11 protein-coding genes and 1 pseudogene are annotated in these 16,508 nt (G+C 61.4%); 9 read left to right on the top strand and 3 right to left on the bottom strand.

The genetic code is table 11. The annotated features are described in order from the left end of the window. The first annotated feature begins 185 nt into the window (after window positions 1-185). The 4 genes from E4U03_RS07010 (at window position 186) to dxr (ending at window position 4,918) form a co-directional block, all read left to right on the top strand. Window positions 186-452, top strand: a complete 267-nt coding sequence (locus E4U03_RS07010; protein ID WP_135012796.1) for a GlsB/YeaQ/YmgE family stress response membrane protein — start codon at window positions 186-188, stop codon at window positions 450-452. Between the two features lie 187 nt (window positions 453-639). After that, window positions 640-2,478: an ABC transporter ATP-binding protein gene (locus tag E4U03_RS07005; RefSeq protein WP_135012794.1), complete on the top strand. Its 1,839-nt coding sequence runs from the start codon at window positions 640-642 to the stop codon at window positions 2,476-2,478. A 94-nt stretch (window positions 2,479-2,572) separates the two neighbouring features. After that, complete coding sequence (locus E4U03_RS07000; protein WP_135012792.1) at window positions 2,573-3,592, top strand: alpha/beta hydrolase fold domain-containing protein; 1,020 nt, start codon at window positions 2,573-2,575, stop codon at window positions 3,590-3,592. Between the two features lie 21 nt (window positions 3,593-3,613). Beyond that, entirely contained in the window at window positions 3,614-4,918 is a 1,305-nt protein-coding gene (dxr, locus tag E4U03_RS06995; RefSeq protein ID WP_135012790.1) for a 1-deoxy-D-xylulose-5-phosphate reductoisomerase, read from the top strand. Window positions 4,919-5,028: 110 nt separating this feature from the next. Here dxr and pflA read toward each other — a convergent pair whose 3' ends face one another. The 3 genes and pseudogenes from pflA to E4U03_RS06980 all read right to left on the bottom strand — a co-directional run bounded on the left by pflA (window position 5,029) and on the right by E4U03_RS06980 (window position 8,448). Continuing rightward, window positions 5,029-5,910 carry a pyruvate formate-lyase-activating protein gene (gene pflA, locus E4U03_RS06990; protein ID WP_135012788.1) on the bottom strand — a complete coding sequence of 294 codons (882 nt, stop codon included), beginning with the start codon at window positions 5,908-5,910 and terminating at the stop codon, window positions 5,029-5,031. 9 nt (window positions 5,911-5,919) lie between these two features. Beyond that, window positions 5,920-6,162: pseudogene (gene grcA2 / locus E4U03_RS06985) on the bottom strand (autonomous glycyl radical cofactor GrcA2); the annotation flags it as partial. A gap of 168 nt (window positions 6,163-6,330) precedes the next feature. Beyond that, window positions 6,331-8,448, bottom strand: a complete 2,118-nt coding sequence (locus E4U03_RS06980) for a pyruvate formate lyase family protein (protein ID WP_135012781.1) — start codon at window positions 8,446-8,448, stop codon at window positions 6,331-6,333. Window positions 8,449-8,885: 437 nt separating this feature from the next. On the opposite strand from E4U03_RS06980, the gene E4U03_RS06975 reads away from it, so the two are divergent. From E4U03_RS06975 to E4U03_RS06955, 5 genes are all read left to right on the top strand, one after another. After that, window positions 8,886-10,232, top strand: a complete 1,347-nt coding sequence (locus E4U03_RS06975) for a M50 family metallopeptidase (RefSeq protein WP_245207688.1) — start codon at window positions 8,886-8,888, stop codon at window positions 10,230-10,232. A gap of 172 nt (window positions 10,233-10,404) precedes the next feature. Continuing rightward, complete coding sequence (gene ispG, locus E4U03_RS06970; RefSeq protein ID WP_135012778.1) at window positions 10,405-11,568, top strand: flavodoxin-dependent (E)-4-hydroxy-3-methylbut-2-enyl-diphosphate synthase; 1,164 nt, start codon at window positions 10,405-10,407, stop codon at window positions 11,566-11,568. Window positions 11,569-11,589: 21 nt separating this feature from the next. Then, entirely contained in the window at window positions 11,590-12,774 is a 1,185-nt protein-coding gene (locus E4U03_RS06965) for a DUF4081 domain-containing GNAT family N-acetyltransferase (RefSeq protein WP_135012775.1), read from the top strand. 177 nt (window positions 12,775-12,951) lie between these two features. Further along, entirely contained in the window at window positions 12,952-14,439 is a 1,488-nt protein-coding gene (locus tag E4U03_RS06960) for a hypothetical protein (protein WP_135012773.1), read from the top strand. Between the two features lie 199 nt (window positions 14,440-14,638). After that, window positions 14,639-16,438, top strand: a complete 1,800-nt coding sequence (locus tag E4U03_RS06955) for a proline--tRNA ligase (protein WP_135012771.1) — start codon at window positions 14,639-14,641, stop codon at window positions 16,436-16,438. The last annotated feature ends 70 nt before the right edge of the window (window positions 16,439-16,508 follow it).

The raw sequence follows: 16,508 nt of genomic DNA, 5'->3' as shown, positions 1-16,508 counted from the left end.
CCATAGCAGGGCTGATTGGCGGTGGGGGTTTACTGTGCTGAAGTAGGGGGTGCTTTGGCGTAACACGGGGAAATAGTAAGCCAACACACTTGTAGCTTGCTTAGCTTTATCTTGGAATTTGATATAAACTAGAAGCACGCTGAACAATTCGGGCTTATCCCGAAACCCTATGAAAGAAGGAAAATATGTCAATTTTCGGTTGGATTATCATTGGTCTCCTCGCAGGTGCTATCGCAAAGCTGATTATGCCCGGTAAGCAGGGCGGCGGCATCCTGGTCACCATGGTGCTCGGTATCGTAGGTGCTATGCTCGGTGGCTGGCTCGGTTCCTTCCTGCCCTTCCTCTCAGATGGTATGAGCGGCGGTGTCGGTATCGGTACCCTCTTCACCGCCGTAGTAGGCTCACTGCTGGTTCTCTGGATCTACGGTGCTATCACCAAGAACAAGGCCTAAGCCCTAGCGGCCTAGCCCTTTAGTCTCTAAGCCCCGGCGGGCGTCCGTCCTTACCCAAGGACAAGACGCCCACCGGGACTTTGTGCTATCCGCGTGGGCAAAAGAACACCGCCCCCTCAACCAGGCGGGCGGACGCCGGCGGTAGGGTAGTGGGGCACCACAAGAACACCGGTAGGTAGGGATCTTCATGAAAAGTATCGCCAGAATCGTTAGAGCCACAAAAGAGCTATGGCCCTACTTCGTAGGAATCATCATCTGTGCGGTACTCACCAGCGCAACCTCCCTGTTGGCCCCCTTCATTATTTCGGGGGCAACCGATGCTGTCGTGGGGCACCTGAACGGTTCAGCTCCCACCACGCGCACAGCCATTGCCTGGTTCGCGGTTGCCTACCTGGCAGCCCAGCTGGTGAGCGTCCTGACCACCAACATCGGCGGCTACATTGGCGACGTCATGAGCCAGCGCATGCGCACCATCCTGTCAGTGCGCTACTACGAAAAACTGCTCTCCCTGCCCCTGTCCTACTTCGACACCGAGCTGACCGGCACCATCATCGCCCAGCTCAACCGCTCCATCACCGAAGTCACCAACTTCGTCAAAACCATGAGCAACACCTTCATCTCCCTGGTGCTCACTACTGTCTCGGTGATTGTGATTAGCTCTATCTACTACTGGCCCCTGGGGCTGCTGCTCATTATCATCTTCCCGGTCTACTTCTGGCTCACCAGCAAAACCAGCGAAAAATGGCAGGTCTGGGAAGGCGAGAAGAACGAGAACATCGACATCGCATCCGGCCGGTTTGCTGAGGTTATCGGGCAGATTCGCGTGGCCAAGTCCTTCGGCCGCGAGCGCCGAGAACTGACCGATTTCGGCAGCCGCTTTGAGAAGACCATCGGGCTCACCCGAGCCCAGTCTAAGTTCTGGCACTCCATGGACGTTGCCCGCCTCTCCTTCCTCAACCTCATCTTCTTCGCCCTCTACCTGCTGATTTTCCTGCGAACCCTGGCCGGGTATTTCACCATCGGCGATATGGTGCTGCTCATTCAGCTTCTGGCCATGGCGGTAGCTCCTATCAATTCGCTCTCCTGGATCGTCGATACCGCCCAGCGCGCTATTGCCGGTTCTAAGGACTACTTCGAGGTTATGGAACGGCAGTCGGACGCCCGCGCCCTGGCCATTACCGCCGGGGCTGCCGGGGCGCGTCCGGATTCCGCTACTGAAGCCGCTGCCGCCAGCCTCACCGCTAAACCCGGGGCCGAACTCGTCCGCTTTGAGGGTGTGACCTTCGGCTACGAGGGCGAAGCAGATGTGCTGCACGGGATTAATCTGGCGGTGAAACGCGGTGAGCGTATTGCCTTTGTGGGGGAGTCCGGCGGGGGTAAGTCGACCCTCATGGCCCTGCTTGAGGGCCTGTACGACCCGCGTGAGGGCCGCGTGCTGGTTGACGGCATGGATATTGCCAGCAGCGACCTGGCGCAGGTGCGCTCGCTGATTGGCATGGTCTTCCAGGACGCCTCGCTCTTCTCGGGCACCATTGCCGAGAATATTGCCTACGGCCGCCCCAACGCTACCCGGGAGCAGATTATCGAGGCTGCCACTAGGGCGAACGCCCACGATTTCATCTCGAAGTTTGCGGACGGCTACGAGTCGCTGATCGGCGAGCGCGGCTTGAAACTCTCAGGGGGCCAGAAGCAGCGTATCGCTATTGCCCGGGCCATGCTCAAGGACGCTCCGATCCTGATTCTTGACGAAGTTACCAGTGCCCTGGACACCAAGGCCGAGCGGGCAGTGCAGAAGGGCCTGGAAGAGCTGATGGAGGGCCGCACCTCCCTGATTGTTGCTCACCGTCTCTCGACCATCGCAACGGTAGACCGTATCGTCACCCTCAAGGAGGGGCGTATCGATGAGGTGGGCAGCCCTGCTGAGCTGGCGGCCTCCGGCGGTATCTATGCCGAACTGCTGGGCCTGCAGAACAGCGGCGGTAAGGCGAGTAAGAAGAAGCTGCAGAGCTTCGACATCGTCGGCTAAAGGGGGGGTAGGTACCATCTAGGTCAGAAATGACCACCAACTAGGTGGGTTTTTCTGACCTAGATGGTACCTACCGGGGTGTAAAACTTAAGGTATGAAGAAAAGCACCCTCACCACCTTAGTCGGTGGGCTGGCCCTTGCCACCGCCGGGCACTTCGCCTTCTGGGGCTACCAGCAGCACAAGTACGTCCACCCGGAGCTCCGCCACTGGAAGCTCTTTATCGCACCCCGCCCCGGCTACGTCGCCCTGAAAGGACGCCTGAAGCGCGAGCCCCAGCGTACCTTTGCCGTCGTTGCGCCCCCGGCTCCCGGCGTCCGCGTCGAGATGGTCGATGTTGCCCAGCCTGACCTGCCAGGTGGCCTGCCCTGCTACCTTAACCTGCCCGAGCAGCGCCAGTACGACGGTGCTGTGCTCTGGATTCACGGGGGCGGGCACGTGCTCGGTTCCGCAGGCTCCGACCAAACGAAAGTCTCTCAGCTGGCTGCCGACCTGGGCGTGCCCGTCCTCTCCGTTGAATACCGCAACGCCGGTGAGGCCCCTTTCCCGGCCGACCTCGACGACTGCTACGCCGCTCTGCGCTGGCTACAGACCCAGGCTGAAAAGTACGGCATCAACCCCGCCACGATTGCCCTGGCAGGTTCTAGCGCCGGTGGTGGCCTAGCTGCCGCCCTGGCCCAAAAAGCCCTGGATACCGGCCACCCGGTCGGCTTCCAACTACTGGCCTACCCCATGCTCGATGACCGCACCGACCGCCCAGCCCAGCCCGGCCAGGGCCGCTGGCTCTGGAGCGCCCTCGACAACAAACTGGCCTGGAACACCTACCTGGGCGGACGCGCGGGCGCAGCTTCGCAGCCCGACTACGCCGCCCCTGCCCGCCGCCACAACCTGGCGGGCCTACCGGCAGCCTGGATTAGCGTAGGCGATATCGACCTCTTCTACGCCGAGAACTCCTCCTACCACCAGCGCCTGCTGGCCGCCGGGGTCAAGAGCACCCTGTATGAGGTACCCGGCATGTACCACGACGCCCCCGGCCTGAAACCCACAGCCCCGGTCGTCCGTGAACTTGAAGCTGCCCTGCGGGCCGCCCTGCGGGCCTTCTTCGAGGGCAACTAGGGCCTGTGAGAACATAGAATCATGCGATTTGGCTCAACTCAGCGCTTCGGCGCCTCCCGCGGAACCCTCACCGACCAGCTAGCAGACTTCCTGCAATGCGGGCGGACGGTCACCCTGCTCGGCTCCACCGGGTCCATCGGCACCCAGGGTGTGCAGGTCATCGACCACCTCAATTCCCTGGCAGGAACCTCCACCGGTAGCGACGACGCTCCCGTGCGCGTCACCGCCCTCTCAGCCGGCTCTCGCTCTCTGCCCCTGTTGGCAGAGCAGGCCGCCCGCCTGCGTCCGCACCTGGTCGCCACCAGCGGCACCGAAGCCGACGCCGCCACCCTGCGCTCGCTGCTGGCTGAGCTGGCGCCGGGCTACAGCCCCCAGATTGAGTGGGGCAAGGACGCCGCCACCGCCGCAGCCCGCTCCGGTGCGGACGTGGTGCTCAACGGCATCACCGGCTCCATCGGTCTGGAACCCACCCTGGCTGCCCTGCAGGCAGGCTCCCAGGTGGCCCTGGCTAACAAGGAATCGCTGATTGCCGGTGGCGAGCTGGTCAAGGCTGCCGTTGATGCGTCACCCCTGGAACAGCCCATGATTCCGGTGGATTCTGAGCATTCTGCCCTGGCCCAGGCCCTAGCATCGGGCACCGACAGGGAGATTGACCGGCTGGTGCTGACCGCCTCGGGCGGGCCCTTTAGGGGGATGACCTACGAGCAGCTGCGGGAGGTAACCCCGGCGCAGGCCCTGGCCCACCCCACCTGGGACATGGGGCTGGTGGTGACCACCAACTCGGCTTCTATGGTCAACAAGGCCCTGGAGGTGCTGGAGGCCCACCACCTCTTCGGCATTGATCTGGACCGCATTGATGTGACGGTTCACCGCCAGTCGGTGGTGCATTCGATGGTGCAGTTTGTGGACGGTTCGACCCTGGCCCAGGCCTCCCCGCCCACCATGTTGCTGCCCATTGCCTTAGGGCTAACCTGGCCCCACCGTATTCCCGGTATCGCGCAGCCCTGCGACTGGTCGCAGGCTACCGAGTGGACTTTTGAGCCCCTGGATAACAAGGCCTTCCCGGCGGTGGAGATGATTAAGCGGGCGGGCCAGCGGGGCGGCACCTTCCCTGCAGTTTTCAACGCGGCCAATGAGGAAGCGGTGGCGGCCTTCCACGCCGGTGCTATTCGTTTTACCGACATGATTGAGACGACCGGCCGGGTGCTGGATGAGCACGCGAGTTCTTCGGCCCTGGCCGAATCTGGTTCTCTGACTCTGGAAGCGGTGTTGGAGGCTGAGCGCTGGGCTCGCGCCCGCGCCAACGAGATTCTGGGGCAGGCCTAGACCGCGCATAGGCGTATCTAAAGAGATGACCCCCTTGTTTCTCTCTTCACCCTGAGATAATCCATGGGGTGAAGAGAGAAACGAGGGGGTCATCGTTTGATGTATGGAGTCTAGAAGACGGTGAGGCCGCGGGCGCGGAAGATGTCGCGGGCGGCTTCGGTGGCTTCTTTGCTGGGCGGGTGGACGTCTTTGAGCTTGTAGTCGTAGCCCAGGGACTCCCACTTGTCGGTGCCCATCTGGTGGAAGGGGAGTACCTCAACGCGTTCGACGACGTTGCGCCAGCGGCAGACGATGTCGGCGACCTTTTCGATGTTGTCGGGAGCGTCGGTGTAGCCGGGCACTAGTACAAAGCGGATCCAGATTTTCTTGCCGAGGGCTGAGAGTCTGTCGCCGAAGTCGACGGTGGGCTGCAGGGCGCGGCCGGTGAGTTCCCGGTAGACCTCTTCAGAGCCCGATTTAACATCGAGTAGTACCAGGTCTACGTTATCGAGGAACTCGTCAGAGGCGTGAGCCCCGAGAAAACCTGAGGTATCGATACAGGTATGGATTCCCAGGGATTTGGCGCTCATGAGGATGTTTTCGGCGAAGGGGCGCTGCATGAGAACTTCTCCGCCTGAGATAGTGATGCCGCCGCCGGTAGCTTTGAAGACCTTGCGCATGCGCTTGATTTTTTTGATGAGGTCGGCTGCCATGACGGGTTTGCCGTCCTTCATGGTGAAGGTGTCGGGGTTGTGGCAGTAGAGGCAGCGCAGGGGGCAGCCGTTCATGAAGATGGTCATGCGGGTGCCGGGCCCGTCGACGGCAGTGACTAGTTCCCAGGAATGGACGGAGCCGAGTTGCCCTTCGCGCATGAGTTTGAGTTGGGCGGAGCGTTCGAGTTCGGTGAGTTCGCCCAGGCCCCAGGTGCCTGCCCCGGAATGCCGGTCCGCCGGCGGAGCAAATGCTAGCTCGCCGGCGGTATCGGTTATCTCGTGAGAGATATCAAGTGACATGAAGAATCACTAGGCTCCGTGGTGGAAGGTGCGTGAGAGTACGTCGAGCTGCTGCTCGCGAGTGAGGCGCACGAAGTTAACGGCATAGCCCGAGACGCGGACGGTCAGGTTGGGGTACTTGTCGGGGTTCTCCATGGCGTCCTCGAGGGTTTCGCGGTTGAGGACGTTGATGTTGGCGTGGTAGAGGCCCTTGGGGGCGGTCTTGGTGGTGCGGTTTGCCTTCATGGAAGCGAGGCGCTCTTCGTAGGTCTTGACGGCCATGATGTTCTCCTTTGAGAGTGATGTGGTTGAAATATGGAGGCGACCCAGGTTCGCAGCGAAGCTGCTGGCTCGGTGGCTGGCGTGAATCGCCTTGTGAGCGAAGCGAACCAGGTGAGAGGGTCGGCTGCGTGCGCGAACCTGGGGAGCCGTTCTGTAGTTTTAGTCCTCTTCAGGAATAAATCCTGCGTCCAAGATTCCGACCAGGTTGGTGACCTGTTCTTCCTTGGTGCGGCCGAGGGCGGTGGGGGTGATGGTGTTAGTTAGGGAGATGCCGTCGAGGGCGTCTTCGTAGTCTAGCTTGCCGACCGAGAGCATGGAGGCGACCATGCCGTGGGTGTCCATGCCGTTTTCGGGGTTGGCGCCGGGGGAGAAGGGGGTGCCTGCGCGGTGGCCGGAGGGGAAGTTGCCGGTTGCTTTGCCGTAGACCACGTTGGAGGTGATGGTCAGTACCGATTGGGTGGGGATGGCGTCGCGGTAGAGGGGGATGGCTTTGATTTTCTCCATGACGGTGTGGACGATGGTGGCGGCGATGTCGTCGGCGCGGTCGTCGTCGTTGCCGTAGGCGGGGAAGTCGCCTTCGGTGATGTAGTCGATGATGAGGCCGGTTTCGTCGCGGACGGGGGTGACGGTGGCGTATTTGATGGCGGAGAGGGAGTCGGCGACGATGGAGAGGCCGGCGATGCCGCAGCCCATGGCTCGGATGATGTCTGAGTCGTGTAGGGCCATTTCGATGGCTTCGTAGGCGTATTTGTCGTGGCTGTAGTGGATGATGTTGAGGGCTTCAACGTAGGTGGCGATGACCCAGTCGAGCATTTCTTCGTATTTGAGCCAGACTTCGTCGAAGTCGAGGGGGCCGTCGCCCTTGATGGGTTCGTAGCCTTCGACGATGAGTTTGCCGGTCATTTCGTCGCGTCCGCCGTTGATGGCGTAGAGCAGGGCTTTTGCTGCGTTGACGCGGGCGCCGAAGAACTGCATTTGCTTGCCGATTTTCATGGGGGAGACGCAGCAAGCGATGGCGACGTCGTCGCCCCACTGTTCGCGAATCTGGGGGTCGGATTCGTATTGGATGGAGGAGGTTTCGATGGAGATGGCGGAGCAGAATTCCTTGTAGCCGGTGGGTAGGTTTTCGTCCCAGAAGATGGTGATGTTGGGTTCGGGGGCGGGGCCTAGGTTGCGGAGGGTTTGCAGGAGGCGGAAGGAGGTTTTGGTGACGAGGGTGCGGCCGTCGTCGGCGAAGCCTCCGTCTGACCAGGTAGCCCAGTAGGGGTCGCCTGAGAAAATCTGGTCGTAGTCGATGGTGCGTAGGAAGCGGACGATGCGGAGTTTGATGACGAGGGCGTCGATCATTTCCTGGGCGTCGGTTTCGGTGATGAGGCCGGCTGCGAGGTCGCGTTCGAAGTAGACGTCGAGGAAGCCTGAGAGACGGCCGATGGACATGGCGGCGCCGTCTTGGGATTTGACGGAGGCTAGGTAGGCGAAGTAGGTCCACTGCACGGCTTCTTGGGCGGTGCGGGCGGGGCCGGAGATGTCGAAGCCGTAGAGAGCTGCCATTTTCTTGAGGCGCTTGAGGGCTTTGATTTGTTCTGAGTGTTCTTCGCGGTAGCGAGCCCAGTGCTCTGAGAAGCCGGCGTCGGCAACAGCGTGCTTGGCGCGTTCTTTGTCGGCGATGAGGTTGTCGACGCCGTAGAGGGCTACGCGGCGGTAGTCGCCGATGATGCGGCCGCGGCCGTAGGCGTCGGGTAGGCCGGTGATGATGTGGGAGGATCGGGCGGCGCGGATGCGGGGGGTGTAGATGTCGAAGACGGCGTCGTTGTGGGTCTTGCGGTATTCGGTGAAGATTTTCTTGATGTTTTCGTCGGGTTCTTTACCGGCTTCGCGGATTGCGGTTTCGACCATGCGCCAGCCGCCGTTGGGCATCATGGCGCGTTTGAGGGGTACGTCGGTTTGGAGGCCGACGATGACGTTGTCGTCGTCTGAGATGTAGCCTGCGGGGAAGGCATCGATTTCGGCGGAGGTGTGGGTGTCTACGTCGTAGACGCGGTTTTTGCGTTCGACGGAGAGGTAGTTCTTTTCGAGGGTGTCCCAGACGCGCAGGGTCTTGTCGGTGGGTCCGGCGAGGAAGGCGGCGTCGCCTTCGTAGGGGGTGTAGTTTGCAAGGACGAAGCCGCGCACGTCGATGCTGTCTTGCCAGGGGCCGGGGGTGAAGCCTTCCCAGGCGGCGGCGGATTGTTCGTTGACAAAGACTCCCGTAGTGGGGGCTTCAACCTGTGCAGTCATGATGAGTGCTCCTCGTGAAGTGATGGGGTGGCGCCTTTGCTGAGGTGGCGCGCTTTCTTCTTTTATTTTGCCTAGTTTGCCCGGTAAAACAAAATAGGTATGGTAGATGCTTAAAAACACCGCGGTGTGCTATTGACCGACATTTCTACTGGTCATCGCAGATATTGAGGGGGTATACCCGCTTTCTGAGCACCTACCGCAGCCTAGATTAGGCCCCAGAAATCCCCTCTTTGACATTTTGTGACGTAAAGGCCTTTTTGACCCAAAAGTAAAGGTAGAAACCACCCCAAGGCCCTGCTCGCCTTCCCCCTTTGTGTTCCCCCTTTGTGGGCAAACTCCAAGGCCATCTAAGGCGACAGCTCCCAGCCCCATGGCGTACTCTGGCAGATGACCTGCCCAACCACCACGGGCGCCGCATCTACAAGGAGCACCCTCGCGTGACCGTCCTACTTTTCATCGTCGGCGTAGTGCTGATGGCCCTGGCTATCGCCGCCTCTATCGCCCTGCACGAGCTGGGGCATCTGGTGCCCGCCAAACTCTTTGGCGTGCGCGTACCCCAGTACATGATCGGGTTCGGCAAGACCCTCTTCTCCTGGCGGCGCGGCGAAACCGAATACGGCTTCAAGGCCCTGCCCTTAGGCGGCTACATCTCGATGATTGGAATGTACCCGCCCGGCAAAGACGGGGCGGACGGACGCGCTGGCGGCACCAGCCCCCTCCAGCAGCTTGCCCGCGAGGCAAGGGAGGCGGATGCCGAGCGTATCACCGAAGCCGACCAGGGCAGGCTTTTCTACCAGCTCCCGGTCTACAAGCGCATCATCATTATGCTGGGCGGGCCTTTCATGAACCTGCTCATCGGTGTGGTGGCAACCGCGGTGCTCGTGACCGGCTTTGGCTCCTACCAGCCGACCACCAGCGTCCAGAGCGTTGCCCAGTGTGTGCAAACCGTTGATTCCACCAACGCCGACACCGCTAACTCCACCGAGTGCGGAGCCGAAGACCCCCAATCTCCTGCCAACGCAGCAGGGTTGCACCCCGGGGACACCATTACCTCTTTCGCCGGGCAGAGCATCACCAGCTGGGACCAGCTCACCGGACTGATTCGCACCAATGCCGATACCGAGGTGCCCCTCACTGTTGAGCGCGCCGGGCAGAGCCTAGAGCTCACCGTCACTCCCATGTTGACCGTGCACCCTATCTACGATGAACTCACCGGAACCTACCTCACCAACTCCGACGGAAGTTACCAGACCCAGGAAGTTGGCTTCATCGGCATCGGCCCCACCAGCGAACTAACCCCCGGAACCATTGGCGAGGTGCTGCCGACAGTAGGGGAGTCCCTACAACGCATCGGGGCCACCCTCATCAAGCTGCCCGCCCGCGTCTACGGGGTAGCCGTCACCCTGGTCACTAACAGCGAGCGCGACGCCAACAGCCCGGTCTCAGTTGTGGGCGTGGGGCGCATCGCCGGTGAAATTGCCGCCCACGACCAGATTATTCTGCGCGATAAGGCAGCTTCTCTGGTGTCTCTGGTTGCCCAGATGAACCTCATGCTCTTTGCCTTCAACCTCATCCCCCTGCTGCCCCTTGACGGCGGGCACGTGCTGGGGGCCCTTTGGGAGGGCTTCCGCCGCAAGACCGCCAAGCTGCTCGGACGCCGCGATCCTGGCCCCTTCGATCCGGTCAAGCTGCTACCCCTGACCTATCTAGTAGCTGGAGCCTTCCTGCTGATGACCGTGATTTTGGTAGCCGCCGATATCTTCAAGCCTGTAAGTGTGTTCTAGGAGCTGAGTAGGTGGGACATCTTGCCCCGCCCCTCCGATCTAATCGGCTGCGAGGGCGTCCTACCTGCCGTTGTGTGCTTTACCTCAACCGCTCTTTGAGCTGAAGCGTGGCACAATAGATAGTTGAACAGGTGCGCAAGACCGCACCGCCAAAGAACCTTTGGAGGAAGATTTGACCTCGGTCGCCCTTGGAATGCCCGCTGCTCCGCCGCCTGTTTTGGCTCCGCGCCGTAAAACCCGCCAGTTTAAGGTCGGTAGCGTAGGTGTTGGCTCAGAATCTCCTATCTCGGTGCAGTCCATGACCACCACCAAAACCCACGACATTGGCGCGACCCTGCAGCAGATTGCCGAGCTGACTGCTGCCGGTTGTGATATCGTGCGTGTTGCCTGCCCCACCGATAAGGATGCAGAAGCCCTGTCCATTATCGCTAAGCAGTCCCAGATTCCTGTTATTGCCGATATTCACTTCCAGCCCAAGTACGTCTTCGCCGCTATCGAAGCCGGTTGCGGCGCTGTGCGCGTGAACCCCGGTAACATCCGTAAGTTCGATGACCAGGTCAAGGAAATCGCCGCAGCCGCTAAGGACCACGGCACCTCGATTCGTATCGGTGTGAACGCCGGTTCGCTCGATAAGCGACTGTTGGAAAAGTACGGTAAGGCGACCCCCGAGGCGCTCGTCGAATCAGCAGTGTGGGAGGCCTCCCTCTTTGAGGAGCACGGCTTCCAGGACTTCAAGATCTCGGTTAAGCACAACGACCCCGTCATTATGGTTGAGGCCTACCGTCAGCTAGCTGCTGCCGGTGACTGGCCCCTGCACCTGGGCGTCACCGAAGCAGGCCCCGCTTTCCAGGGCACCATTAAGTCAGCAACCGCCTTCGGTGCCCTGCTCTCAGAGGGCATTGGTGATACCATCCGAGTCTCCCTGTCTGCGCCCCCGGTTGAAGAGGTCAAGGTCGGCTCCCAGATTCTTGAGTCCCTGAACCTGCGGCCCCGCAAGCTCGATATCGTTTCTTGCCCCTCCTGCGGCCGCGCCCAGGTGAACGTGTGGGAACTGGCTGAGAACGTCACTAAAGGCCTTGAAGGCATGAAGGTTCCCCTGCGTGTGGCCGTCATGGGCTGCGTTGTCAACGGCCCCGGCGAAGCCCGCGAGGCTGACTTGGGTGTAGCTTCTGGCAACGGCAAGGGCCAGATTTTTGTAAAGGGTGAGGTTATTAAGACCGTGCCCGAAGAAGACATCGTGCAGACCCTGATTGAAGAGGCCAACCGCATCGCCCGTGAGATGGAAGAACGCGGCGAAATTGACCTCTCAGGCGAACCCACCGTCTCAGTCTCTTAAGTAGCTGAAGAAAAGCCCACCGTGACCGTCTTTTCACGTTTCTCCCGCGGGGCAGAAGATGCCCTGATCCGCCCCCTCACCAATGATGACCGGGCGGAACTCGAAACCATGATTGAGTCGGACCCGGTGGGCTTTCTCTTTGCCGCCGAGCACCTGCACCATTTCGGCCTACCAACCCCCAGTGCCCTGACGTCACTGAAAACTCCCCACGGTTTCATGGGCGTCTTTGTGCCCCGTGAAGTCCCCCGTGAGGCGGGGCCCAAGGACGCTGCCCCCGCGGCTCCTGCGTCCGGCCTGAACCTGCCGGTGGGGGAGCGGCTGCCAACGAGAGTCAAAACTGCCCTCGACGGCTTATGGTCTATGACCGGGGCCCGGGTAGGACGCTCGGCTGGAGCCCACTTCGCAGAGCCCCTTGACCGCACGGCAACCCCCATGCCGGGCCTAGCTGAGACCCTGACCCCGGCTCCTCAACAGCGTGAACCCCGCTATTGCCTGGTCGGAGCCTTCTGGCTGGGAGCCAACTGCGTTCCGCTCACCCTGCTCGAGGCTCACTACCGCCAGGTTGCGGCCTATATTTGGCGGCATAACCGGCGCATTGGCTCTATTTTTGGTCACCGCGAACCGGTCATGGGAATTTGGTCGCACTTAGCTTCGCGCATGCCAACCCCCTTTGACGTGCGGGAAAACCAACCCCTTCTAGAGCTGCCCGTAACCGCTGACCTGAGCGAGCTCGTCCGTGCGCCCCTGGCCCGCCCCTCCCTGGGCGCCCCCGCCATTACAGAGCCGGTGCGCTGGGCCCGGACCGACGACAGGCCTAGCCTGCTGCGGGCGTCCGTTGCCATGTTCACCGAAGAAGTAGGCTACGACCCCATGACGCGTGACCCGGCAGGCTACACCCGCCGTATCGACGAACTCACCCGTACCGGCCGCACCCTGGTGGCCGTCAACAGCGAGAACGTGGTCATTTTTAAAACTGACCTGGGCTTAGCTCACGACTCCACCTGCCAGCTTCAGGGGGTGTGGCTACACCCGGCCTACCGCGGCCAGCGCCTAGCCCCCGTGCTCCTAGCGCAGGCCAGCCACCTCATCCGCCAGCGCTTCCCCCACCTCTCCCTCTACGTCAACGACTACAACATCCCCGCCCGTGCCCTCTATGCAGCAACGGGCTGGCAGCAGCGCTCAACCTTCGCAACCGTCCTGTTTTAAACAGACATATCCCCCAGTGGGGCCACATATGTCCCCCCAAAGGGCTGGTTTGCTGGCTGAGTATTAGCTGGTAGTTTTGATGATGCACACTTTTTACCCCTGCATCGCAGGTCTGAAACCCCACCCAGCCCAATTTCGGACGCAGAGCACCTGATCCACGAACTTTTAGGGAAAGCATTGAAGAGCCTCCGCACACCTCTTGGCGTCACCACCCTGCTTGGTCTTTCACTGACCATGGCCCCCGGCGCCTTCGCAGCTGATGCCGTCACCGTAGATACCGACACCCCCATCGGCGCTTACTGGGAAAAGAACAAGGACGCCCTGGGCGCAGCAACCGGTGAACAGCAGACCTTTGCCAACGGCGCCACCCAGCAGACCTTCGAAAACGGTGTAGTTACCCAGGGTAAGTACGGCGGCGTGCAGGCAGTTACCGGCGCAGCAGGCGAAGCCTTCATGAAGGCCGGCGGTGCTGAGAAGTTCGGCAACGCTGAATCAGCCCCCTGGAAGCACAGCCATTGCGGTCTCTCTATCACTACCCACGACGGCAAGACCCGCTGGCTCGTAGTGCTGGATGAAAAGACCCAGGCAGGCTCCTACATCAACCTCAACTCAGCCGAAGCTAAGGCTTGGCAGGCAGAGCGCTCCAAGATCCGCGCTTGCTTCACCAACAATGCTGTTGTTGAAACCACCCCGGTGTTGCCCGAGGCTCCTGCTGAGCCCGAGGCTCCCGCCGACACCAACTTCGGCGATGCTGCCAACGAGATTGCTGACGCCCGCGCGGTCGCTGCCGCTAACGGCGTAGCTGTTGCCGAAACCGGTGGCGAGCTGACCAAGGCAACCGCTGACCTGGTAATCCAGGACTTCGGTGGCAATATCTCAGCTATCTACTCCATCGCCCAGGATCGCGCGCTGATGATCAACACCGACGCGCTCGCCTCCTACCTGTCCAACCCCGGCCAGTACGGCACCTACCTCTACCAGAACGAGTACACCAAGCACTGGAAGACCGGTGCCCTCGAACTGCGTGCCCTCTTCTACAACACCACCGCTGAGAACTGCTCAACCCCCGTCACCTGGGATGATCACGGTTACGCCCTGTACTCCACCGGCACCGCGGTAATCTCCCACTACTTCATCCAGTACGACGACTACGGCACCTGCATCAACTGGGACAACCAGACCACCGCCTCTCCCGTCACCTGGGGCGTGGGTCTGATGGACCGCACCGCTACCGGCACCGAGATCGACACCACCTATGACTGGTCAGCTGCTAAGTACATTCCCCTGCAGCAGGTTCTCGAGCTGCGTGTAGACGCCAACAAGGTTGTCTACATCAAGGCTGACGCTCAGGGCAAGCCCCTGGCAGATGCCAAGCCCGTTGAGTCCTCAGCCCTGACCGAGGCGCTCAACCTTTCTGACCGTGGTCGTTTCTCCTCCTACAACGATTGGGCAGCTGGCGGTAACTGGAACATCTGGAACGAGATGACCATGCTCGGTGCCCCCGTTGCTGAAGCAACCGAAGCCACCGCTAACGGCACCACCATCGTGACTCAGCAGTTTGAAGGTGGCACCCTGGTCTGGACCAAGGGCACCGCTTTCATGAACGCTGAGCTCAACGACCTGGGCCAAGCTAAGCTGGCCTGGTACACCGCCCTGGGGCTCTAAGCCCCTAGGACGAGCAGATTTTTCTGCGCGGACGCCGGTGCCCACCTACCTGCCCAAGGGCAGGTAGGTGGGCACCGGCGTCCTCTCTTTAAGGTGGGGTACACACCCCGCCGGTTGGCGGTAAACTGGTAGATAAGTATGCCCACCCCGGCCTGCACGGTCGGTGAATGGGCCCCGTACGAGAGAAGCGAGAAACCACTTGGTCCAGCGCCTGTCCCACCTGTTCCTGCGTACCCTGCGTGAAGACCCCGCCGACGCCGAAGTCGCAAGCCACAAGCTCCTGGTACGTGCCGGCTACATCCGCCGTGCTGCCCCCGGCGTCTACACCTGGCTGCCTCTGGGCTTGAAGGTGCTGGGCAAGATTGAGAACATCGTGCGCGAAGAAATGAACGCAATCGGTGCCCAGGAAGTTCACTTCCCCGCGTTGCTTCCCCGTGAACCCTACGAAGCGACCAACCGCTGGGAAGAATACGGCGACAACCTCTTCCGCCTGCAGGACCGTAAGGGCGCAGACATGCTGCTGGCCCCCACCCACGAGGAAATGTTCACCCTGCTGGTCAAGGACCTCTACACCTCCTACAAGGACCTGCCGGTTTACCTCTACCAGATTCAGACCAAGTACCGCGACGAAGCCCGCCCCCGCGCCGGCCTGCTGCGCGGCCGCGAGTTCATCATGAAGGACTCCTACTCCTTCAACGTCGATGATGAGGGCCTGGAAGAGGCCTACCAGGCCCACCGCGCCGCCTATATCAAGATTTTTGAGCGCCTGGGTCTTGAGATTGCTATCGTCCAGGCCCAGTCAGGCGCTATGGGCGGCTCCCGCTCCGAGGAGTTCCTGCACCCCACCCCGATTGGTGAAGACACCTTCGTGCGCTCCGAGGGCGGCTACGCGGCTAACGTTGAGGCCGTGACCACTGTGGTGCCCGATTCTGTAGATGCGTCAGCCACCCCCGCTGCCCGCGTTGAGCTGACCCCCGACTCACCGACTATCGAAACTCTGGTCGACCAGTCCAACGCCCTGCACCCGCGCGAGGGTGAGCCCTGGACTGCCGCCGATACCCTGAAGAACGTGGTGCTGGCCGTCATCCTGCCCGACGGCAGCCGTCAGCTGGTTGCCATTGGCGTGCCCGGTGACCGTGCCGTTGACCTGGGCCGTGTCGAGGTCAACGTTGGTGCCCTGTTGGGCGTTGGCGGCGAGGTTGAGGTTGAGGCTGCTAGCGAAGAGGACTTCAAGAAGTTCCCGCAGCTGGTCAAGGGCTACATCGGCCCCGGCCTGACCTTGACCGAGAAGCTTCTAGGCACCGAATCAGCTACTGGTATCCCCTACTTTGTTGACCCCCGCGTGGTTGAGGGCTCTGCCTGGATCACCGGTGCCAACGAAGACCAGAAGCATGTCTACGACCTGGTGCTGGGCCGCGACTTTGAGGCTGACGGCGTGATTGAGGCCTGCGAGGTGCGCGAGGGCGACCCCGCTCCGGACGGCTCCGGCCCCCTGATTGCTGCCCGCGGCATCGAGATGGGCCATATCTTCGCCCTGGGCCGCAAGTACGCAGAAGCCCTGGGCCTGAAGGTGCTGGATCAGAACGGCAAGCTGCAGACCGTCACCATGGGCTCCTACGGTGTGGGTGTGACCCGTGCCCTGGCCGCCATCGCCGAGGGCAACCACGACGATAAGGGCCTGATTTGGCCCCGTAACCTGGCCCCGGCCGATGTGCACGTGGTAATGACCGGTAAGGGCACCGAGGTCGCAGAGGGCGCCGAAAAGCTGGTCGCTGACCTTGAGGCCGCCGGGCTTGACGTCATGTTCGATGACCGCCCCAAGGTATCTCCCGGTGTGAAGTTCGGCGACGCTGAGCTGCTGGGCGTGCCTACTATCGTGGTGGTCGGCCGCGGCTTTGCCGAGGGCAAGGTCGAAATCAAGGACCGCCGTAGCGGTGTGGCCCGCGAGGTTGCCGTAGCGGACGCCATCACCGAGCTGCTGGCCGAGGTTCAGGGCTAACACCCGCAGGTAGGTACCATCTGAGTCAGAAAAGACCACCAAGGAGCTGGTCATTTCTGACTCAGATGGT

The organism is Rothia nasimurium, from assembly GCF_004569295.1.
In the GTDB taxonomy this organism is placed as follows: domain Bacteria; phylum Actinomycetota; class Actinomycetes; order Actinomycetales; family Micrococcaceae; genus Rothia; species Rothia nasimurium_B.
Note: the sequence above shows the minus strand (reverse complement) of the source record. Positions and strands in the feature narration are given on the sequence as shown.